General features: G+C 73.9%; 7 protein-coding genes. 4 read left to right on the top strand and 3 right to left on the bottom strand.

Features of this window, described 5'->3' with window-relative positions; translation table 11 throughout:
- The first annotated feature begins 217 nt into the window (after positions 1–217).
- The 4 genes from ACIP6N_RS06750 to ACIP6N_RS06735 are packed head-to-tail and all read left to right on the top strand — an operon-like array spanning position 218 to position 16,628.
- Complete coding sequence (locus tag ACIP6N_RS06750) at positions 218–6,565, top strand: amino acid adenylation domain-containing protein (protein WP_401813422.1); 6,348 nt, start codon at positions 218–220, stop codon at positions 6,563–6,565.
- A gap of 18 nt (positions 6,566–6,583) precedes the next feature.
- Complete coding sequence (locus ACIP6N_RS06745; protein ID WP_401813421.1) at positions 6,584–13,942, top strand: amino acid adenylation domain-containing protein; 7,359 nt, start codon at positions 6,584–6,586, stop codon at positions 13,940–13,942.
- Positions 13,939–15,336 (top strand): cytochrome P450, encoded by a 1,398-nt coding sequence (locus ACIP6N_RS06740; protein WP_401813420.1) that lies wholly within the window; start codon positions 13,939–13,941, stop codon positions 15,334–15,336. Before ACIP6N_RS06745 ends, ACIP6N_RS06740 begins: the two co-directional genes overlap by 4 nt.
- A 35-nt stretch (positions 15,337–15,371) precedes the next feature.
- Positions 15,372–16,628 carry an MFS transporter gene (locus ACIP6N_RS06735; RefSeq protein ID WP_401813418.1) on the top strand — a complete coding sequence of 419 codons (1,257 nt, stop codon included), beginning with the start codon at positions 15,372–15,374 and terminating at the stop codon, positions 16,626–16,628.
- A 93-nt stretch (positions 16,629–16,721) separates the two neighbouring features.
- Here the strand turns inward: ACIP6N_RS06735 and ACIP6N_RS06730 are convergent, their stop codons facing one another.
- The 3 genes from ACIP6N_RS06730 to ACIP6N_RS06720 form a co-directional block, all read right to left on the bottom strand.
- A complete protein-coding gene (locus ACIP6N_RS06730) occupies positions 16,722–19,625 on the bottom strand; it encodes an AAA family ATPase (RefSeq protein ID WP_401813417.1) in 2,904 nt (967 codons plus the stop codon).
- A 127-nt stretch (positions 19,626–19,752) separates the two neighbouring features.
- Positions 19,753–20,004: a hypothetical protein gene (locus tag ACIP6N_RS06725; protein ID WP_401813415.1), complete on the bottom strand. Its 252-nt coding sequence runs from the start codon at positions 20,002–20,004 to the stop codon at positions 19,753–19,755.
- Positions 20,005–20,070: 66 nt separating this feature from the next.
- Complete coding sequence (locus ACIP6N_RS06720; RefSeq protein ID WP_401813414.1) at positions 20,071–23,250, bottom strand: type 2 lanthipeptide synthetase LanM family protein; 3,180 nt, start codon at positions 23,248–23,250, stop codon at positions 20,071–20,073.
- Positions 23,251–23,563: the final 313 nt, after the last annotated feature.

The raw sequence follows: 23,563 nt of genomic DNA, 5'->3' as shown, positions 1-23,563 counted from the left end.
CCGCGTACGGAGAGCGCCAGGCCCGCCCGGACACCCGGCCGGGCCTGGCGTTTTCCCTGCACCGGGCCCTGCTTCCCGGGCCCCGGCAGGACCCCGGCGTCCGCGCGCGGGAGAGACGGACGCGCGCATCGCACTGCGCGCGCGGCTGCGTCTTCTTCCCTGGTGACGGCCTTCCGCGAACGGCAGGGTTCAGGGAAACACGCCAGGGAGGCCCACAGTGACAGTCGGCGCAGCGCACCACAGGGAGAGGACCGGGAACGACGTCCGTACGGCGTCGTTCGCGCAGCGGCGGCTGTGGTTCCTCGATCAGCTCACGCGGGGTTCGTCCGATTCCCTGCTTCCGCTGGCGCTGCGCATCCGCGGCGCCCTCGACATCGCCGCGCTCGAACGGGCGCTCACGGGCATCGCCGACCGCCACGAGGTGCTGCGCACCCGGTTCGTGCCGGTCGGCGGGGAACCCGTACCGCACGTGGACGGGCCGGGCGGACTCGTCCTGGAGCACGTCGAGGCGGACAGCGCCAACGAACTCTTCGCACGGGAACTCACCCGTCCCCTCGATCTCGCGGTGGAAGCACCGCTGCGCGCGACCCTCGCCCGCCTCGCCCCCGACGAGCACCTGCTGCTTCTCGTCGTCCACCACATCGCCGTCGACGGATGGTCGTGGGACGTGCTGCTGCGGGAGCTGGCCGACGGGTACGCGGGAGAGGCGGTGGCGCAGCCCGCGCGGCAGTACGCCGACTTCGCCCGCGCCGAGACCGAACGGCTGAGCGGCCCGCGCCTGGAGAGCCTGCTCGGCTACTGGCGTGACCGGCTGGACGGACTGGTTCCGCTCGCGCTGCCAGCGGACCGCCCGCGGCCCCGGTTCTGGGACGGGTCCGGCGACGTCATCCGGTTCACCGTCCCGGCCGACCTGCTGGCCGGGGTCGACCGCGTCGCCCGTGAGCACCGGGCGACCCGCTACATGCTGCTGCTCGCGGTGTACCAGGCCCTGCTGGCCCGCTACTCCGGCCAGAGCGACATCGCCGTCTGCACCACCCTGGCCACCGGCCGGGCCCACGCCGACGCGGCGCGCCTGATCGGCCCGTTCGTCAACACGGTCGTCCTGCGTACCGATCTGTCCGGCGATCCGGACTTCGCGGGCCTGCTCGGCCGGGTCCGGGCGGGCGCGCTCAAGGATCTCTCCCACGCCGACGCGCCGTTCGACCGTGTGGTCGGTGAGGTCGTCACCGAGCGTGACCTCTCCCGCCATCCACTGGCCCAGGCGTCCTTCACGCTGCTCAACACCGTCCAGCAGCCGGCGCGTCTGCCGGGTCTGGACGTGGAACTGGTGCCGACCCCGCTCAGCGGCACCACGATGGACGTCTTCCTCGACCTCGGTCTGTGGCACGACGGCAGCATCGCGGCGCGACTCCAGTACTCCACAGCCCTGTTCGACGAGCGCACGATGCGCCGCTTCAGCGAGGGATACGTCGAACTGCTGCGGGCCGTCCTGGACGATCCCGGGACCCCGGTGACGCGGCTCGCCCGGAACCTGGAGCCGCTGCCCGGCGGCGAGCGCAGGCGCCTGGCCGAGGAGTGGAGCGGTGCCTCCCGCCGTCCGGCGGCCGGTGAGTCCGGCGCCGCCGCCCCGGCCGTCGTGGCCTCCGGCGCCCCGGACGCCATCGCGCTGCTCTGCGGCGACCTGGCCGTCCCGTACCGCGAACTGGACGGCCTCACCCAGGGCCTGGCGGCCGGGCTGGCCGCCGCCGGCGTGTCCGCGGGAACGCCCGTGGGGGTCTGTGTGCGGCGCGGCGTCTGGTCGGTGGCCGCCATGCTCGCGGTCTGGCGGGCCGGTGGTGTGTATGTCCCGATGGACCGGCAACTGCCGCTGGAGAGACTGAAGTTCATGGCCGCCGAGGCGGGTGTGCGCTGTGTCGTGGCGGACGCGGGGACACAAGACCTCGTCGCCGGAGTGGGGGCGCCGGTCGTCACCGTCGAGGATGTGAGGACCGCGGCGCACGCGCCGCGCCATGTGCCGCGTCCCGGTGACCTCGCCTACACCATCTTCACCTCGGGCTCCACGGGAACGCCCAAGGCCGTCGGTGTCGAACACCGCGCCCTGGCCGCTCATGTCGCCGCCGCCCGCGACCACTTCGCGATCACCCCCGGCGACCGGGTCCTCGCCTTCTCCTCCTTCTCCTTCGACGCCTCGCTCGACCAGGTGCTGCCCGCCCTCACCAGCGGCGCGACCGTGGTCGTCCGTCCCGACGAGCAGTGGCTGCCCGACCGTGTCCCCGGCGTCGTGGAGCGGTACGGGATCACCGTCGCCAACTTCCCGCCCACCTACTGGGCCGAACTGGCCTTCGCGGTCACGGAGCGGTCGGCCGAAGCGCTCGCGTCGCTGCGCCTGCTGATCCTCGGCGGGGAGGCCGTCCCGGCCGGGGCACTGGCCGCCTGGCGGGACAGGATCCCGTGGGTACGGGTGTGCAACGCCTACGGCCCGACCGAGGCCGCCGTCACCTCGACCACGTACGACATCCCGGCCGGCCACGGCGAACCGTCCGGGACCGACACCGGCCGGGTGCCGATCGGGCGTCCGCTGGGTTCGCGGCGGGTGTATGTGGTGGATGGGCGGGGTGAGTTGGTTCCGGTGGGTGTGCCGGGGGAGCTGCTGATCGGTGGGCCTGAGCTGGCGCGGGGGTATCTGGGGCGGGCGGCGCTGACGGCGGAGCGGTTCGTGCCGGACGGGTTCGGTGGTGGCGGTGGGCGGTTGTACCGGACCGGTGATCTGGTGCGGTGGTTGCCCTCGGGTGAGCTGGAGTTCCTGGGGCGGACCGACGACCAGGTCAAGATCCGCGGCTTCCGCGTCGAACTGGGCGAGGTCGAGGCGGTACTGCGGGAGTGCCCCGGTGTGATGGCCGCCGCCGCGGCAGCCGGGCCCGAGACCCGGGGCGGCCGGAGCCTGGCCGGCTACGTGGTGGCGGCCCCCGGCGCCACCGTCGCACCGGCCGAGCTGCGCGCCTGGTGCGCCGGGCGACTGCCGCACTACGCCGTGCCGTCGGACTTCGTGACGCTCGACGCGCTGCCGGTCAACGCCTCGGGCAAGCTGGACCGGGCCGCCCTGCCCGCCGCGCGCCCGGACCGGACGGCGAGCGACGCCGCGTACGCCGCGCCGCGCGACGACAACGAGCGGGTGATCGCCGCCGTCTGGGCCGACGTTCTGGGCGTCGACCGGGTGGGCATCGACGACAGCTTCTTCGACCTGGGCGGACACTCCCTGCTCGCCACGATGGCCGTGTCGCGCGTCGCGGAACGGCTCGGCCGCGACATCGAGCTGCGCACCCTGTTCGAGAACCCCCGTATCCGCGAGTTCGGACCGCTGGCGGCCGCGGCACGGCAGGCCGGCGCCGCCCACATCGTCCCGGTCGACCGGTCCGGGCCGCTGCCGCTCTCCTTCGCGCAGGAGCGGCTGTGGTTCCTCGACCGCACGTCCGCACTCGGTGACGAGTACGTCCTCTGGTTCTCCTGGCGGCTGCGCGGCGGGCTGGACCGTACCGCCTGGCAGAGCGCTCTCGACGACGTGGTGGCCAGGCACGAGGTGCTGCGTACCGCCCTGGTCGAGACGGACGGCCGTCCCGCGCAGCGGATCCGCGACGCGGTGCGCGTGCCGCTGGAGTGGCACCAGGCTCCACCGGGGGACGACGAGGCGGCCCGGCTCGACACGGTCAGGGAGCTGGCCGCCGCGCTCGGCACCCGCCGGTTCGACCTGGCCCGGCCGCCGATGCTGCGCGCCGGGGTCTGGGAGCTGGGCCCGGGCGACCATGTCGCGGTCATCGCCTTCCACCACGTGGCGACCGACGGCTGGTCCAAGGACATCGTCATCGGCGAACTGTCCGCGTGCTACGCCGCACGGCTGGCCGGAGAGCGGCCGGTGCTGCCGCCCCTCCCCGTCCAGTACGGCGATTTCGCGGTGTGGCAGCGCGACCGGGCCGAGAGCGGCGCCCTGGAGGAGCAGATCCGGTACTGGGAGGCGGCGCTGGCCGGCGTGCCGGTGCTGGAGCTGCCGGCCGACCGTCCCCGGCCCGCCGCCCGGTCCGGCCGGGGCGGTGCGATCGAGGTGCCGTTCGCGCCGGAACTGGCCGCCGGGATCGATGAACTGGCCCGCCGGCACGGCGCGACACGGTTCATGGTGCTGCTCGCCGTGGCACAGCTCGTGCTGGCCCGCTGGACCGGTCAGGACGACGTACCGGTGGGCTCCCCGGTCGCGGGCCGCAACCGGGTGGAACTGGAGCGGCTGGTCGGGTTCTTCGTGAACACGGTGGTGCTGCGCGGCGACCTGTCGGGCGATCCCGCCTTCACGGAGTTCCTGGGCCGGACGCGGACGACGGTCCTGGAGGCGTTCGACCACCAGGACGTGCCGTTCGAACGCCTGGTGGAACGGCTGCGACCGGAGCGGGACCTGTCCCGCAACCCGTTGTTCCAGGTGATGGTCGACGTCCAGGAGGGTGTCACGGGAGGACCCCGGGCCGACGGGCTCGACGCGGAGACCTTCGCGCTGCCGTGGGCCTCGGCCAAGTTCGACCTGACCGCGACGTTCCTGGTCAGCCCCGGCCGCTTCGCGCTGAACGTCGAGTACAGCAGCGATCTCTTCGACGCCGCCACGGTCACCCGGTTCGCCGGACACGTCGGCCGGGCGCTGGAGGCGGTGGTGGCCGACCCGGGCACCACCGCCGGCCGGCTGGACCTGCTCTCCCGGGCCGAACGCGAGGAGCTGGCCGGGCTGGCCGGTTCGGGCCGGGTCCCCGTAGCGCTGCCGTCGTCGATGGCGGCGGGCGAATTGGACGCCGTGGCGCTGGTCTGCGAGGACGAGACGGTCCGCTACGGCGAGCTGGACGGCCTGACCGGTGGCCTGGCGGCGGCCCTCACCGCCGCCGGGGTACGGCGCGGAAGCCCGGTGGGGGTCTGTGTGCGGCGCGGTGTCCGGTCGGTGGCCGCCATGCTCGCGGTCTGGCGGGCCGGTGGTGTGTACGTCCCGATGGACCGGCAACTCCCGCTGGAGAGGCTGAAGTTCATGGCCGCCGAAGCCGGTGTCGCCTGTCTGCTCGGCGATGCCGCGACCGCCTCCGCCCTCGCCCCGCTGGGCCTGCCCGTCGTCCCCGTCGAGACCGTGCTTCCCGACCCGGACGGACCCCGGCTGACCCCGGCCCCGCACGATCTCGCCTACACCATCTTCACCTCCGGCTCCACCGGAACCCCCAAGGCCGTCGGCGTCGAACACCACGCCCTGGCCGCTCATGTCGCCGCCGCCCGTGAGCAGTTCGCGATCACCGCCCGCGACCGTGTCCTCACCTTCGCCTCGCTGTCCTTCGACGCCTCACTGGAACAGATCCTGCCCGCCCTCAGCGCCGGGGCGGCGGTCGTGATCCGCCCGGACGAGGTGTGGACCGTGGAGGAACTGGCCGCGCGTGTCCGCGCCGAAGGCGTGACGGTCATGGAGGTGACGCCCTCCTACTGGGAGGAGATCGTCGCCGGGATCGACACGGTCGCCGCTGACCTCGCGACCCTGCGGCTGCTCGTCACCGGCGGCGAGGCCCTGCCCGCCGCGCCGCTGGCCCGCTGGTTCGCCCATCTGCCCGGCGTGCCCGTCGTCAACACCTACGGCCCGACCGAGTCGGTCATCTCGGCCACCGCCCGCCGGGTCACCGGTCCGGTCGGGGGCCGGGTGCCGATCGGGCGTCCGCTGGGTTCGCGGCGGGTGTATGTGGTGGATGGGCGGGGTGAGTTGGTTCCGGTGGGTGTGCCGGGTGAGCTGCTGATCGGTGGGCCTGAGCTGGCGCGGGGGTATCTGGGGCGGGCGGCGCTGACGGCGGAGCGGTTCGTGCCGGACGGGTTCGGTGGTGGCGGTGGGCGGTTGTACCGGACCGGTGATCTGGTGCGGTGGTTGCCCTCGGGTGAGCTGGAGTTCCTGGGGCGGACCGACGACCAGGTCAAGATCCGCGGCTTCCGCGTCGAACCCGGCGAAGTGGCGGCGGTGCTCCAGCGGCACCCGGACGTACGCGCCGCGGCCGTCCTGGTCCGCGAACCGCGCGGAGAACGTGCCCTGGTCGGCTACGTGGCCGGGAACGGACTCGACACCGGCGCGCTGACCGCCTGGTGCCGGAGCCTGCTGCCGGCCTACCTCGTCCCGGCCGCGTTCGTCCTGGTCGACAGCCTGCCGCTGACCGTCCAGGGCAAGCTCGACACCGCCGCCCTGCCGGACCCCGAACCGGCCGTCCCGGTCGCGTCCGTACCCCCGCGCACCCCCACCGAGGTGGTGACGGCCCAGATCTGGGCCGAGGTGCTCGGCCTGCCCGGCGTCGGTGTGCACGACGACTTCTTCTCCCTCGGCGGGCACTCGCTGCGCGCCGTGGCCGCCGCGTCCCGTCTGCGGGCCGCGTTCGACTGCCCGATCCAGGTGCGCGATCTGTTCGAGCACCCCACCGTCGAGCTGCTCGCCGCCGAGGTGGAGCGGCAGCTCGTCGCACTGATATCCGCGATGAGCGACGACGAGATCGACCTGTCCCTGACGGTCGACCACCGAGACTGAGATTGGACGGCATACGCCATGACCACGTTCGACATCCGGCCCGTGACCGCGAGCGACACCCTCTCCCCGGCGGCGCGGCGTCTGCTGGAGCAGCGGCTGCGCGGCCTCGCCACGACCGCCCCGGCGGGCATTCCCCGGCGCGAACCGCGCCAGGACCACGCTCCTTTGTCGGCCGCGCAGCAGCGGCTCTACTTCCTCCACCAGCTCGACCCCGGAGGAGTCGAGTACCTGATGCCCGCGGCCTGGCGGTTCACCGGACCACTGGACGCGGACGCCCTCGACGCGGCCGTCGGTGACCTGGTGTCCCGTCACGAGCAGCTGAGAGTGGTCTTCCCCGACGAGGACGGCGTGCCCGGCCAGCGGGTGCTCCCCGCCGGCGGGGCCGGCCTGGAACGGGTGGACCTGACCGCGAGCGTGCGCGACGGCGGGCCCGAGGCAGTCGCCGCGGCCGTACAGGCGGCGGCGGTACGGCCCTTCGACCTCGCCCACGAGACGGCCTTCCGCGCCACGCTGCTGCGCGTCGCCGCCGACGACCACGTCCTGGTGCTGGCCATGCACCACATCGTCGCGGACGGCTGGTCGCTGGACGTGCTGGTGCGTGACCTGCGCGAGCTGTACCTCGCCAGGACCGAGGGCCGGGCCGCGCGGCTGGCGGCGCTGCCGATCGACTACACCGACTACGCCGTCTGGCAGCGCGGCGCCGACGAGACGGCCGGTCTCGCCCACTGGCGCACGGCACTCGCCGGGCTGACCCCGCTCGAACTGCCCACCGACCACCGGCGTCCCGCCACCCGTTCCTACGCCGCCGCCGTCCACACCGTCGAGGTGCCCGAGCCGCTTCCGGCCGCGCTGGCGGAACTGGGCAAGCGGGCCGACACCACTCCGTACATGACCCTGCTGGCCGCGTTCCAGGCGGCCCTGGCCTTCCACAGCGGCCAGAGCGACATCGCCGTCGGCACCGTCGTGGCCAACCGCGAGCGGCCGGAGACGGAACCGCTGGTCGGTTTCTTCGTCAACACGCTGGTCCTGCGCACCGATCTGTCGGGCGACCCGACCCCTGTGGACCTGCTCGCCCGTGCCCGCGAGAGTGTCCTGGGCGCGCTGTCCCACCAGAGCCTTCCGTTCGAACGCGTCGTCGACGAGCTGAGCCCGGAGCGGGACCTCTCCCGCAACCCGCTGTTCCAGGTGCTGTTCTCGCACGCTCCACAGGCGCGCGGCGGGTTCGCCCTCGGCGAGGCCACCGGCGCGGCGTTCCCCGTCGACCTCACCACCGCGAAGTTCGACCTGTCGCTGGAGTTCTCGGACGACGCGGGCCGCCTCCGGCTCACCTTCGTCCACCGTCCCGATCTGTTCACGGAAGAGTCCGTCGCGCTGCTCGCCGACCACACCGTCGCGATGCTGCGGGCCTTCACGCAGGCCCCGGACATGCCGCTCAGCCGGACGGACCCGCTCACCGACGGCGAGCGTGCCGCGCTGCTCGGGCCCGAGGGCCCGGCCAACACGGCCGTGGTCACCGGACCCGTGCCGCGTACGGCACCGGAACGCCTCGACGTCCACATCGGGCGGGCACCCGGCGCGGTCGCCGTGCGCGGCGGCGGCCGTACGCTGACCTACGCCGGACTCGACGCCGCTTCGACAGCCCTGGCCCGGCGGCTGCGCGCGGCGGGAATCGGTCCCGGCTCGCTCGTCGGCGTCTGCCTCGGCCGCTCGGCCGATCTGGCCGTCGCGCTGCTCGGGGTGTGGCGGGCCGGCGCGGCCTACCTGCCGCTGGACCCCGCCCACCCGCGTGCGCGCCGCGCGTACACGATCGCCGACGCCGGCGTGTCGTGGGTCGTCACCGACGCCACGGGACGGGCGGCCGTGGACGGGCTCCCGGTGGGCGTGATCCCGCTCGACGCCCCGGAGGCCCCGGACACCCCGGACGCTCCTGACACCGCGACAGCGCCCGCCCCGGCCGGTCTCCCGGGCACCGAGACCTCCGCCAACAGGCCCGTGGGAGCGCTGCCCGCACCGGCGGACCTCGCCTACGTCATCTACACCTCCGGTTCCACCGGCCGGCCCAAGGGCGTCGAGGTCACGCACGGCAACCTCGCCTGGCTCCTCGGCGCCGCCGACCGGCACTTCGACTTCGGCCCCGCGGACGTCTGGACGCTCCTGCACTCCCCGGCGTTCGACTTCTCCGTCTGGGAGCTGTGGGCCCCGCTCACCAGCGGCGGCCGGGTGGTGGTGCTGACCGAGGACGAGGTCCGCGACCCCGCCGCGGTGCACGCCGTCCTGCGCGAGGAGCGCGTCACGGTCCTCAACCAGACACCCGCCGCCTTCAAGGGTCTGCGTGCACAACTGGCCCAGCAGGGAGCGGACTTCGCCGATCTCGCGCTGCGTACCGTGATCTTCGGCGGTGACGCCTTCGACGCCCGGGACTACCGCGACTGGTTCGGCGCGCCCGGCGGTGAGCGGCCCGCACTGGTGAACATGTACGGCATCACCGAGACCACCGTGCACGTGACCTTCCGGCTGATCACCGCGGAGGACACCGAGGCGGCGGTCTCCTCACCGATCGGCCGTCCGCTGGCCGGCCAGCACGGCTACGTCCTCGACTCCGCGCGGCGGCTGGTGCCCCGGGGCACGGTGGGCGAGCTGTACGTCGCGGGCGGCGGAGTCGCGCGCGGCTACCGCAACCGGCCCGAGCTGACCGCCGAGCGTTTCCCGGCCAACCCCTTCGATCCGGCGGAAGGCCGGATGTACCGCACCGGTGACCTCGTACGGGTGCTGCCCGACGGTCAGCTCGCCTACGTGGGCCGCGCCGACCACCAGGTCAAGATCCGCGGCTTCCGGATCGAGCCCGGCGAGATCGAGACCGCGCTGCGCGGCCAGGCGGCGGTCGCCGACGCCGCGGTCGTGGCGCGCGTGGACACGGAGGGCTCCGCCCGGCTCGTCGCCCACGTGGTCCCGTCCGAGGGCCGTCCGCTGGACGCGGCGGCGCTCCGCGAGCGGCTGCGCCTCACCCTGCCCGAGTACATGGTCCCCGCGCTGTTCGTCGCGCATCCCCGGCTGCCCGTCACCGCCAACGGCAAGGTCGACCGCGCCGCGCTCAGGGCCGTGGAGGGCGACAGCGCCGCCGCGCCGGCCGCATACGTCCCGCCGGCCACCGAGGACGAGGTGACGCTGGCCCGTGTCTGGAGCGAGGTCCTCGGCGCCGAGCGGATCAGCCGCACGGCGAACTTCTTCGACCTCGGCGGCGACTCGATTCTGGCCCTGCGGGTCATCGGTCTGGCCCGCGCGGCCGGGCTCGGGCTGAGCGTGGCGGACCTGTTCCGGGCCCGGACCCTCGGCGACCTCGCCCGGCTCGCGACCGGCGCGGTGGAAGGCGCCGCACCCGTCGCGCCGTTCTCCCAGCTCGACCCGGCCGACGCGGCCAGGCTGCCGCAGGGCCTCGACGACGCCTACCCGCTCACCATGCTGCAGGCCGGGATGCTGCACGAGATGCTGGCGGACCCCGCGCGCGGCGCCTACCACAACGTCACCAACCTCAAGATCACCGTTCCGGAGGGCTTTGACCTCGCCGCCTTCCGGGCAGCGGCGGACGCCGTCGTCCGCACCCACGGCATCCTGCGCTCCTCCATCGACCTGGTCTCCTTCAGCGAACCGCTCCAACTGGTCCACTCCGCCGCCGAACTGCCCGTCGGATACACCGATCTGCGCGGCCTGCCGCGCGACGAGCAGCGCGCGGCGACGCGGCGCTTCGCCGACGGCGAGTTCGTCCGCCGATTCGATCTCGCCGCCGCGCCGCTGGTCCGTCTCCACCTGCACCGGATCACCGACCAGGAGCTGCGGATCACCATCACCGACTGCCACGTCGTCCTCGACGGCTGGAGCCTGACCTCGCTGATCGCGGACCTGCTCGACCTGCACCGCCAGGCGGTGGTGCACGGCCGTACGCCGCAGCTGCCGCCCGCGCCGGCCTTCGCCGAGTACGTCGCCCTGGAACGGGCCGCGGTCACCGACGAGGAGAGCCTGCGCCACTGGCGCTCCACGCTGGACGAACTGCGCCCGGTCCGCTTCGTCCGGCGCGGCGCGCAGCCCGCGGACAGCGGCCCGCCCGTGCACGAGGTACGCCGCTCCCACCGCGAACTCGCCGAACCCATCGGGCGGTTGGCCCGGCTGGCCGGCGTGCCGCGCCGTACCGTGCTCGTCGCGGCCTTCCACCACCTCATGGGGCTGTTCGCCGGGCAGGACGACTCCGGGTCCGGGTACTCGATCGGCCTGATCACCAACGGCAGGCCCGAGGTGCCGGGCGCCGACCGGATGCGCGGGCTGTTCCTCAACACCGTCCCGTTCGGCGTGCGGCGCACCGGGGGGAGCTGGCTGGAGCATCTGCGCGCGGTGTTCACCGCCGAGCAGGAGATGCTGCCGCACCGCAGGGTGCCGATGGCCCGGATGGCTCAGCTCAGGGCGGGCGAACCGGGCCTGGTGGAGGCCGTGTTCAACTACGTCAACTTCCACCGGCTCTCGCACGACACCTGGGACGAGACCCTGGAGATCGCCCGGACCATGTTCCCGCTGTTCTTCAACGCGGGCGTGGACGGCTTCACCATCGATGTGGACCCCGAGTACATCGCCCCGGCCACCGCCGAACAGCTCGCCGACATGATGTGCGCCCTGCTCGCGACGATGGCCGGCGAGCCGCACGCCCCGGTCGGCCGGCCCGCGCTGACCGGCGCCGCGCGCAGCCGGACGCTCGATGACTGGGGGCGCGGGCCGGACCTGACGAACACCTCGCTGATGTTCCAGGAATGCGTCACCGGACACGCCGTCCGCACCCCGCACGCTGTGGCCGTCCAGCACGGCGCCGAGGAGGTGACCTACGCCGAACTGGAGCGCGGAGCACGGCGGCTGGCCGGCCGGCTGCGCGCGCTCGGAGTCGGCCCCGAGAGCGTCGTCGGCATCTGCGCCGACCGGGGCCCGGACATGATCCGGGCCGTGCTCGGTGTCCTCCACGCGGGCGGCGCCTACCTGCCGCTGGACCCGCAACACCCCGCCGACCGGCTGGCGTTCATGGCGCGGGACAGCGGGATGCGGCTGCTGCTCACCCAGTCCCCGCTGGCGGACACCGTCCCCTTCGACGGTCCGGCGCTGCTGCTCGACGACCCCGCGACGTGGACCGCCCGCGCCGGGGACGAGCCCTCGCCCGCGCTTCCCCGGGTGACCGCCGGGAACACCGCGTACATCATCTACACCTCCGGCTCCACCGGCACGCCCAAGGGCGTCGCGGTGCCGCACGGCAGCGTCACCAACATGCTGGAGGGACAGCGCGACCTGGTGAACCCGGCGCCCACCGACCGCGTACTCCAGTTCGCCTCCCTCGGCTTCGACATCTCCGTCATGGACCTGACCTGGGCTCTGGCCAACGGAGGACGGCTCTGCACCGCGTCCAGGGAGGCGCTGCGTCCCGGTCCCGACCTGGCGCGCACGCTGCGCGAACACAAGATCAACAGGGCCATGATGACCCCGAGCGCGCTGGCGATCCTGGCCGGTGAGACCTTCCCCGACCTGGAGATCCTCCAGGTGGCCGGTGAGGCGTGCCCGACGGAGCTGGCGGACACCTGGTCGCGCGGACGCCGTTTCCACAACGTCTACGGACTGACCGAGACCACCGTCTGGTCCGTCGCCGCCGACATCCGGCCGGGCCAGGGACGCACCCCGATCGGCCGGCCGATGCGCAACACGTCGGTCTACGTGCTCGACGAGGACCTTCAGCCCCTCCCGGTCGGTGTGCCCGGCGAGATCCACCTCGGCGGACATGCCACCGCCCGGTGCTACCTGAACCGGCCCGAGCAGACCGCCGCGACCTACATACCCGACCCGTACGGCGCCCCCGGCGACCGGCTGTGCCGCACCGGCGACATCGGCATGCTCCAGCCCGACGGCTCCGTCGAGTGGCTCGGCCGCCGCGACTCCCAGGTCAAGCTGCGCGGCTACCGGATCGAACTGGGCGAGATCGAGCACGCCCTGCGGGGCCTGCCCGAGGTGCGCCAGGCGGTGGTCCTGCTCCGCCGCGACCTGCCGGGCGACGCCGCGCTCGTCGCGTACGTGGTCACCGAGGACGGCACCGAGCCCACGGTCGAGGGATTCCGCACGGCACTGCGCGCCACGGTTCCCGCCTACATGGTGCCCGCCCGGTTCGTTTTCCTCGACGCGCTGCCGGTCAACCGCAGCGGGAAGACCGACAAGAAGGCGCTGCCGCTGCCCTCGGCGGAGCGCGCGCCGAGCGCCACCGCCTACGTCGCACCCCGCACACCGGCCGAGACGGTGCTCGCCGGGGTGTGGGGCGACGTGCTCGGCATCGCCAGGATCGGTGTGCACGACGACTTCTTCCGCATCGGCGGGAGTTCGCTGTCGACGGTCCGGGTGGTCGCCCTGGCGGCCGACCGCGGCCTGTCCGTGTCGGTACGGGATCTGCTCGAACTGCCCACCGTCGCCCAGCTGGCCGCCCGTGTCGAGGAGACGGCGCGGTCCCGTACGGGGGACTCCCCGGCCGGAGCCGCGGCCGGGCCGATCCGCTCCGAGGTACGGCTGCGCGACGGCGACGGCACACCACTGTGGTGCGTGCACCCCAGCGGCGGCAGCGGTGCCTGGTACGTGCCGCTCGCCAGGGCGCTGCCGGCCGGCCCTCCCGTGCTCGCGTTCCAGGCGCGCGGCCTGCTCGGGGGCGTCGACCCGAGCACGATCGCGGGTATCGCCGCCAACTACGCGGCCGAGATGACCGACCACGGCGTAAAGGGCCCGCACGCCCTGCTGGGCTGGTCGATGGGCGCCAACATCGCCCTGGAGATGGCCACCCAGCTCCACGAGGCCGGGCGCACCGTCGAACCTCTCGTACTGATCGAGCCCCACCTGCCCAACCCGGAGTCGCGACGGCGGCTCACGGGCGTCGGGCGGGACATGCGGAGCGCGCTGCGGATGCGCGACCGCGTACGGGACCTGCCGCCGTCGGCGGAGCGCGACGAGGCCGTGGCGGAACTCACCGCCCTGCTGCTGGGCGCGGGCATGAGCCCGAACGAGGCGTCCCTGGTCGACAAGGCCCCGGTCGAGGTGTGGCACTCGCTGCTCACCGCGCTGGCGGATTATCAGCCCCGCCCGTATCCCGGTCATGTGCATCTGGTGGTCGGCACACAGGCCGCTGGGCTGCCCGAGGGGGAGCCGATGCCGGGTCTGGACGCCGATTTCCGCACCTACGTCGATCACTGGCGCGCGCTGGCCCTCGGCGGGCTGACCGTCCATGTGACCGAGGGAGACCACATGTCCATGCTCGCCGAGCCGCTGGTCCACCGGACCGCGGAGCTGCTGGGCACGATCCGGGCGGAGGTCCGGCGATGACGACGACCCCGACGACCCCGATGGCCCGGACGACCACGAACAACCCGACCGCGGTGACCACCCCGGCCCGGACGACGTGCCCGGTCGGGATGACCTCCCCGGCAGGGGCGACCTCCCCGGCCGGGATGACCTCCGCAGCAGGGGCGACCTGTCCGGTCGGGGCGACCGGTCCCGCCGGGGTGAACGCTTTCGCCGAGCGGTACCTGCTCGACCCGGAGATCAACGCCGACCCGTACGGCTACCTCAACGCCCTGCGCGACCACCGGCCGGTGTACTGGAGCGCCATGCACCGGGCCTGGCTGGTCACGGGACACGAACCGCTCATGCGCTGCCTGCGCGACCCGGCCGTCTCCGCCGAACGCGTGCGGCCGCTGATGGACGCGGTCCCCGAGGGCGCACGCGACGACGCGGAGCGGGCGTTCGCGATCCTGTCGCGCTGGATGGTGTTCAACGATCCGCCGCAGCACCGCCGGCTCCGCCAGGTGTTCCAGGAACAGTTCGCCGCCCGTGCGGTCGGCCGCTACCGGACGTTCGTCGAACGCGCCACCCGCGCCATGCTCACCCGCCGCGCCGTCCCCGGCGCCACCGGCGATGTGGCCGCCGACATCGCCCGGCCGCTGCCCGCTCTGGTCTTCGCCCGCTGGCTCGGCGTTCCCCCGGCGCACGGACCGTCCTTCTGGTACTGGAACGCCCGCGTGGGAGACCTGGTGCTGGGCGCGGCCCAGGAGGAACGCGAGTACCGCACCTCGCTCCAGTCCCTGGTCAACCTGGAGGACTACCTCGCCGACCTGGTGCGACAGCGCCGGGCCGATCCGCAGGACGACCTGGTCAGCGCGGTGCTGGCGGGCGGTCAGATCGGTGACTCGGTCAGCGAGGAGGAATTCGTCGGGATGCTGACCCAGATGGCGTTCGCCGGCGGGGAGACCACCAGCAACCTCATCGTCAACACCGTGCTGGCACTGCTGCGGCGGCCGGAGCAACTGGCCGCAGTACGCGCCGATCCGGAACTCGTACCGGCGGCCGTGGAGGAGGCGCTGCGCTTCGACGGCCCCTCGAAGATGTCGATCCGCACCGCCGCCCGGGACTTCGTCCTCGACGGCCGGGACATCCGGGCCGGTGACCGGATGTTCCTGGTCACCGCCGCGGCGAACCGGGACCCGGCGCGTTTCCCGGACCCGGACGAGTTCGACGTGCGGCGCACGGACGCCACACACCTCGGCTTCGGCTTCGGCGCGCACTTCTGCATCGGCGCGGCGCTGGCCCGCCTGGTCGCGAGCACGGTGGTCTCGGTGCTGGTCCGCGACTACCCGGACCTCGCACTGGACGAGGAGCGGCACACCTGGCAACTCTCGCTGCTCAACCGGAGTCTGACCGCCCTGCCCGTCCGCTACTGACCGTTCGCACCGGCACGCGAAGAAAGGTTCGACTCATGGCGACCACTCTGGCCGGCGCGGGCACGCGGCTCTGGGCCCCCGCCCGGCTGCCGTCGTTCCGCCTGCTGTGGATGGGCCAGTCCCTGTCCCTGCTCGGTGACGGATTCAGCTACATCGCCTTCTCCTGGATGACACTGAGCCTCACCCAGTCCACCCTGACCCTCGGCTACGTACTGACCCTCCAGGCGGTGCCGCGGGCCCTGCTCACGCTGGTCGGTGGCTCACTCGGCGACAAATGGTCCACCCGCACCCTGATGACCGCGTCCAGTTGGGCGCGGGCCGCGCTCATGGTGGCGGTGGGCGCGGCCGGCGCGTCGGGCACGCTGAACCTCTGGGCACTGTGCGCCGCCGCCGCGGCCTTCGGCACCGTCGACGCCTTCTTCCAGCCCGCCAGGGTGTCGATCCTGCCGTCGGTGGTGCGCAAGGAGCTGCTGACCCAGGCCAACGCCCTGCTCGGCGCCGGCACCCGGGTGGCGGCCGTGCTCGGGCCGGCGGTCGGGGGCGTGGTGGTGGCCGTCTTCGAAGCGGACGCCGCCTTCTTCGTGGACGGCCTGTGCTTCGCGCTCTGCGGCCTGTGCGTCGCCCGGGTCAGGACCCTGCCGCCCGAGGAGAGGGACGCGGACGGCGGCGGACCGGAGCCGGCGGCCGGGGACTCGCTGGTCTCCCGCATCCGCGCCGGGCTGCGGTACGCCTGGGAGGACCCCCGGATCCGCACCATGCTGGCCGTCGACACGGCGGTGACCTTCTGTTACGCGGGTCCCTTCACGGTCGGCTTCGCCACGCTGGCCAGGAGCGGTCTGCACGGAGGCTCGGTGGCCCTCGGGCTGCTCAACGGCGCGCTCGCGGGCGGGGCCATGCTCGGGACCCTGGCCGGCGGCACGGTCGGCGGCCGTCCGCGGGTCGGCCTGCTGATCGCGGCCCTGGCGGGCTGGCTCGCGCTGGGAATGGGACTGCTCGGCCTCTTCACCACCACCGCGGCGGCCGTGGGGACCGTCCTGCTGATGGGATTCGCCATCGGCTTCCAGGGAGTCTTCGGCCTGAGCTGGATACAGCGCACCATCCACGGCTCGGTGCTCAGCCGGGTGATCTCCCTCGACATGGTCCTCGGATACGCGGTCGCGCCGGTCTCCCTGATCGTGTGCGGGGCCCTGGCCCAGGTGAGCACCGGCGTCATGTTCGCCGGCGTGGCCCTGGTCCTGACGGTGACGGCGCTGGGCGTGCTGAGTTCGGGGACCGTACGCGCGATGCGGTGACGGCATGCCCGCCTCACAGACGGCGGTGTCCCGTTCCCGGGGGCACCGCGGCCGGACGGCTCCGGCTCCGTGAACCCGAGCACGGACCCGGGATCACAGGGACGCGGACAGCGACGACAGAGCCGCCCGGCTGTGCCGGCCGGTCTTGGTGCCGAGGCTCGCTATGTGCTTCTCCACCGTGCGAGGAGAGATGTACAGGCGTTCGGCGATGTCCTTGTTGCTCAGCCGTTCCGCGAGCAGCTGGAACACGTCGTACTCCCGGACCGTCACGCCCTGCGCGCGCAGCACGTCGGGGATGCCACTGGTCCCGGTGCGGTGCTGGTGCACCGGCGCGCCCATCCGGCGCAGCGCGGCCCGGCAGGCGTTGGCGACGTGCGCCGCCGCGCCCTGGTGGAAGTGGTGCTCGGCCCGGCGCAGCCAGGCGACCGGCTCACCCCAGCCGTCCTCGTGAGCCGCTTCGGCGATCAGCCGGAGGCCGAGGTGGAGCGCCGTGGGGTAGGCGTCGGCGAGGCGCAGAGCCTCCGCGACCGAGGCCGCCGCCTGCTCTGGCCGTCCTTCCCGGCCCAGCAGCACGGCGTCCGCCAGCAGGACGAAGTGCCGGTTCCAGCGCATGCCGCCCGGAGGCGTGGCGGCGACCTCACCGTGCCGGACGCGGTCGGCATCCCCCGACAGCACGTCCAGCAGCAGCCCTATGCCGTAGCGCCCGCTCAGGTAGTAGGTGCTCGGATTGGCGTCCTCCAGGGCCGAGACGGCGCGGACCTCACGCACCGCCAGCTCCCGGTCCTCCTCGAGGAGCGCGCAGAACGTCCGGGCGAGGCCGATCGTCAGCGGTTCCTCCTGGGACCCGGCTCCGTCCCAGGAGGCGAACGACGACAGCGCCCGTTCCATCGCCGGCCGGTCGCCCTGGTGCGCGGCGGCCGTCGCCCGTGCCATCAGGACGTAGCGGGCGGCCGGAGCCAGCCGGAGCCGCTCCACGACGGCCAGGCACTCGTCGCCGGAACGCCGCGCGGCGTCGAAGTCCGCGCGCAGGACGGTGTCCAGGAGGAGGATGCCGTCGATCGTGTGGACGATGGTGGCGGAGCCGAGCCGCAGCGCCTCCCGGCGGGCCTTCAGCAACGGCGCGGTGTCCCCGTCGACGAGCCAGTTGTTGCCGCCGATCCGGGTCAGCGCGTACATGCGCTGCAACGGGAGCTGGTGCCGCTCGGCGGTCAGCAGCGCCCACTCCAGCAGCGAGGTGGCCTCGCCGAGGTCCCGTTCGCGGGCCAGTGTGGCCAGCAGTTCCCACGCCTGGCAGGCGACGGCGGGCAGCCCGTGCCGCTGTGCGGCGTGCAGCGCGGAGCGGGCGAGTCTCTCGGCCTGCTGGGTACGGTCCTGTCCGGGGCTGTCGAGGGCCAGATAGGCGGCGGCCACGTCGACGGAAGCGGCCGCGGGCTCATCAGGATCGGTCTCCAGGACGGCTCTCGCCCGCGCTATCTGCCGGTGGCCGTCGGCCGAGCGGCCCGCCGTGTACGCGACCTCGGCGAGCCGGGTGTGCAGCGTGGCCAGTCGCGGGGCACTCAGGCCGGCGCCGCCCAGCGCGTGCAGTTGCTCGGCCAGCGCGAAGGCCCGCGTGAAGTTCCCGGCCTCGGCCAGGGCCGGCAGCAGCGACTCCAGTATCCCGGCCCGGCGGGAGGCGTCCTCGCTGCCCGACAGCAGATGTTCGGCCCGGTCCAGCAGAGTGACCGCCGAGCTGATCGCCCCGTCCGCCAGCGCCCGCCGGCCCGCGTCCGCGAAGAGGCGGCCGGCCTCGGCCGCGTCACCGGCCTCGGAACGCAGTTCCGCGACCAGGGGGCACCACTCGCCCTCCAGCTCCGGATGGAGCGCCTGGACCGCGTCCGCGGCCCGCGCGGACAGCGCGGCCCGGTTGCCGGGCGTCAGCTGCGTGAACAGCGCCTCGACGGTGAGCGGGTGCCGGAACGCGTACCAGTCGGGGGCGGGTTCGTCGGAGACGACGAGCTGCGCCGCGACCCCCGCGTGCAGGTGGCTGAGCAGGCCCCGGTCGTCGATACCGGTCATCCGCTGGAGCACGCTCAGCGGGAACCGCTTGCCGATCACGGCCGCGGCCGACAGCAGCGTCAGCCCCTGCGGGCCCAGCCGGTCGATACGCCGCAGGATGCCCCGGGCGAGGGCCGTCGACACGTCGCTGCGCAGGTTACCGACGGTCTGCCAGCCGTCGTCCGCCTGGACCAGGGAACCCGCGCCGATCATGCCCTGGAGCAGTTCGTCGACGAGGAACGGGCTCCCGGCGCTGTCGTCCCAGAGCCGGTCAAGTACCGCGGCCGGTACCCCCTCGGGATCGGTGCCCAACTGTGCCGCGATCAAGGCGTTGACCTCGGAGCGGCTGAGCGGAGGCAGTTCGAGCACCGTGCCGGTGCCGCGCCGCCTGGCCGAGCCGGCCAGTTCCAGGGCCTCGCAGTTCTCGGTACGGATGGTCACGAGGAGCACCACCGGGGTGAGGTCCAGGTTGTCCACCAGGTACTCGACCACGGCGAGCGTCTCGGCATCGGCGTCGTGCAGGTCCTCCAGCAGCAGCAGTTGGCCGCGGTCCTTCCCGGCGGCCATGAGCAGCCGGAGCACCGCCTCGCCGAGGATGACCAGGGAACTCGGTTCGTGGGCACCGGTGTTCCAGTCCGGGATGAGCCGTCCGAGCACCGGCCGGTACGGCCCGAGCGCGAGATCGTCCAGCGGTTCGCCGCCGCGGAACAGGGACATCAGCGCCTCGGTCAGCGGCCGGAACGGCACCGTGGGACCGGTGGTGCTGCTGCGGCCCCGCAGTACGCGCATCCCGGAACGGAGGGCCATGTCCACCGCTTCCGCCGCGAGCCGGGACTTGCCGATCCCCGCCTCGCCCACCAGGAAGACGACGCCGCCGCGCTGTTCCCGGGCGTCTTTCAAAGACCCCTGGAGGAGGTCCAGTTGGTGATCACGTCCGACAAGGTATGGCGCACGGGAACGCATGAGGCCAGATGCTAATTGACAATGGCTCGTTCACGTCAGTCCCAGGGGTCACCCGCATGCGGGTCCGTGGCGGCGCGGGCCCGCTCGGATCGTCCCCGGTCCGTGCGGGCGCACGCCACGGACCGCGTCACGAGACGATGTTGGGGGCCGACACGGAGGTGTTGTCCATCGCGCTGAGCGCGACCACGATGCCGCTGGTCAGGACCATGCCCGCCAGGACACGGGCGCGGGCGCAGGCTCTGTTGCGTCCGGACAGGGCCATCTCACCGGCCGGGTCCGCCTGCGTGACGGTGGTGGCCTCGGCGTCCGGCCCGGGGACGGACAGGCCGGCGGAGGACGTGGCCGCGGCGGAGGACGTGGTGGCGGAGGACTTGTTCATGGTGTGCCTGCCTTTCGGGCGGTCAGGAGTGATGAACGAGACGGAAGAGACGGAAGAGACGGGGGATCAGGCGGTACGCCGGCTGCTCGACGCACCGGAGGCGTGACCGAGCAGCAGGACCGAGGGGACCGCGTCCGGGAAGCCGAGCCGGAGCAGGGCGTACCCGATGCCGGAGAGCCCGGTGAGCAGTCCCGGGGACGGCACGTGGTCGGGAGTGCCGCAGAGATGTCCGTACTGCTCCATGCGGCCGAGCACTTCTCCGGTGCGGTGGGCGAGTGCGGTCCTGGCGCCTTCGTGGCCACGGGCGGAGAGCGCGGCCAGCGCCTCCGCGGTGCCGAGTGCGCCGTGCCGCAGACTCAGATCGGCGGGCGGGGCGGCGGTGTCCAGTAACCGCACACAGCGGTCGAGCGACGCGTCCGGTACGGGGTCGCCGAGCCCGCCGGGCCCCCCGAGCGCGTCGGCGGCGGCCAGCGCCGTGCCGGACAGTCCCGATTCCCAGCCGAGGTCGCCGGGCCGCTCCAGAGCCGTGGTGAGCGCCGACCGCAGCAGCGCCGCACCGGCGGCGGCATGCGGCCGGGCGGCGTCCGGCCGGGTGGCGGCGTAGCGCAGCAGGGCCCAGCCGATACCCGCGCCGCCGGTCGCGAAGCCGGGCTCCGTGGTGCGGTGCGCGGTCCTGACCAGCAGCCGGTCGGCGAACTCCGAGGCCAGCGCGGCGGCAAGGTCCGCCGCGCCCGCCGTCCCGGTCGGACGCCGCACCGCGAGCGTGGCGGCCAGCGCCCCGGCGAGACCCTCGGCCAGATCGGTGGGGCCGGACGCGCCGGCGTCCGGCGCCGCGGCGAGTTCCAGCGCGGCGAGGGCTTCCGGCAGGCAGTCGCCGACACCGTCGCCGAGCAGCGCGGACAGCCGGGCCAGGGCGTAGACGATGCCGCCGGCGCCGTGCAGGACGCCAGGGCCCGCGGCGGCGCTCAGCTCGGGCTCCTCGACCATCGCGGAGAGCAGCGCGGGGAGCGGCCGTACCGCTTCCCGGGCCAGCGCCGTGTACCGGTCCGCGCCGGTCAGGGCTCCGATCTGGGCCAGGAAGAGCGCGACCCCGCAGTAACCCTGCGCGAGCCCGCCGCCCATGGGCAGTACGGCCCAGTGGGTTCCGGCCACCTGCTCCAGACCGAGCCAGTTGACGCGTCCGCCGCCGTGCACCGCGCGGGCGGAGATCTCGTCGGCGATGCCGCAGGCTGCGGCCAGCAGCCGGGCGGGGTCCGGCACGGCGGTCGGCGCGGGCGGCGGCACCAGCGCCGAACGGGGCCCGCCCGCGCCCTGGTTGGCCTGGGTGACGGCGAGTGTCGCGGAGATGATCCATTCCTGGTCGTGGCGGTCCACCTCGCCCATGGCGAGGATCTTGTCGTGCGCGATCCGCAGGCTGGGCGCGGGCAGTACCCCCTCCAGGCGGGTGTCGCGGGAGCCCCACACCGCCGTGCTCGCGGGGTGGTGGAAGAACAGCGGCACGTCCCCGGACCACAGGTCGGCCGTCTCGTCCTCGATCAGGCGCTGCCGGGCGGCGTCGTGCGCGGACTCCGTCCAGAGCACGGCGAACACCGACTCCCGGGCCAGCGCGTCACGCAGTACGGCCGGATGGGTGGACTCCTCCAGCAGAGCCGTGTAGAGCCGGGTCGCACGCGCCAGCAGACGCCCCGGACTGGTGGCCCAGCGGGCCAGGAGGCCGTCGTCGCCGAGGAGTTCCCGGCGGTTGCCGGTGATCGCGTCGTAACCGGCCCGGAAACCCTCCAGCAGTGCCGCCCGGTGGTCGGCGTGGCCGGCCGCGCTGCCGTGCAGCAGCGGGCGGTTCTGCGCCGGGCGGCTCTCGACGGGTGCGCGGACCAGGCGCATCTCGTCCGTTCCGGCGGCCTGCCAGCGGACCCCGTCGCTGGGGAACAGCCCGCCGGCGGAACCGCCGAGCGCCGAGATGTCCAGCGCGCCGTTCTCCCCGATCAGCAGATGCGGCAGCAGGCACGTGCGGTGCACCGAGGCTCCCAGGGCCTCCTCGGCGGGGTCGGACCCCGCGGTCGTCGCCGAGGGCAGGCCGGAGTGGAGCAGGGTCTCCGCGTCCACCAGCACCGGCTGGTCACCGCAGGCGATGACGTTCTCGTAGTGCATGTCCGCGCCGTCCATCGCGTACAGCAGGGCGAGCAGGGCGCCCTGGCGGCGGTAGAACAGGTCCACCTCGGCGACCGACCCGCAGCCCCGGTGCTCGATGAACTCCAGCCAGCCGTAACCCGGGCGCCGGACCGACCGGGGAGTGCGCAGCAGCAGACCGGGCACCTTGCCGTTCAGCCACCGCGCCGCCTCGTCCAGCAGCGCGTGCTGGTCCAGCGGCCGTGGCTTGTAGACGACGGTGCCGCCGCCGGCGAAGCGGAGCAGGGCCACGGACCGGCCTCCCCGGTGCGCGTCGCCGCGGTCGAGGTCCAGCCCCGTCAGCGTCCCCGCGGCGGCGCCGGGCAGCAGGTCCGCGACGACGGCCGCGCGGTCGGCGGTGAACCGGGTCAGCAGTTCCACCATGGTCCCGGCGGCCTGCACGCACGACTGGCCGAGCATCCGCGCCAGCACCGGATAGCCGGTGAACAGTTCGGCCAGCCCCTCCCGGGTGCCCAGTCGCCCGGTGTACGCGAGGAAGCGGTCGCGCGAGGTGTCACCGGGCAGCCGTCCGGCGGTGCGGGCCAGGTTCAGCTCCCGGACCAGGGTCCGGGCGGCCTGCCGGGTCAGCAGGTCACCGAGCCTTCCCTCGAACGCGGCCCGTACCACGGCCTGTTCGCCGGCCGGAAGGGAGGTACGGGAACAGACCTCGGCCCAGGCGGGCGCGATCAGCGGGTAAAAGGCAGGCAGGAAGACGGCGGGGCCGCCGGCTCCGGAGGCGGCTCCGGCCGGTTCACCGGGCCGTTCGGGTGCCAGTGCCACCGCCCGCTCGATGTAGTCGGCCCAGTCCGGCTTGGCGGCCCGGCCGCTCAGCCGCTCGGCGGTCTCGTCCACGAGGGCGTGAGCCGTGTCGCCGTCGATGCCCAGGCTCGCGAGCCGGGCGGCGAAGCCCGCCTCGTCCCCGGCGGACCAGGGCGCGGTCCCGCCGTGCGGGGCGGCGGCCCGCACGGGCGCCGGGGTCGCCGGCGCGGCGAGCCGCTCCCGCAGGGTCAGACCCCGTGCCCACCACGAGCGGGGGAGGGCGCGGATCCGGGACTCTGGTGCGATGGCGGCGTCAGTCACCTCACCAAGGTCGCAGCGCCGCGCGCCCAGCACATGAGGGGAGTTCCCCCATATTCTCGGTAACCACCCCCCAGGTGCCCCCAGGAACCCGCGGGCACCCCCATGAACCCGCGGAAACCCACCACACCTTGAGGCATCCCGCCCCTCGACCCCGGCGGGCAGGTGCCCGGCGACCGCTCGGGCCGCACCGGCCCGGAGGCCCGGCGCCCTCTCCGTACGGGTCCGCACCGGCAAGGTCAGGGGCCCGGCCGCGGCTCCGGCGCGGTCGGGCTGGGTACGGCCGCGGCGAATCTGGGGGCCGCCGCCCGATGCC

Origin of the sequence: Streptomyces sp. NPDC088725 (assembly GCF_044751305.1) — a bacterium.
Taxonomy (GTDB): domain Bacteria; phylum Actinomycetota; class Actinomycetes; order Streptomycetales; family Streptomycetaceae; genus Streptomyces.
Note: the sequence above shows the minus strand (reverse complement) of the source record. Positions and strands in the feature narration are given on the sequence as shown.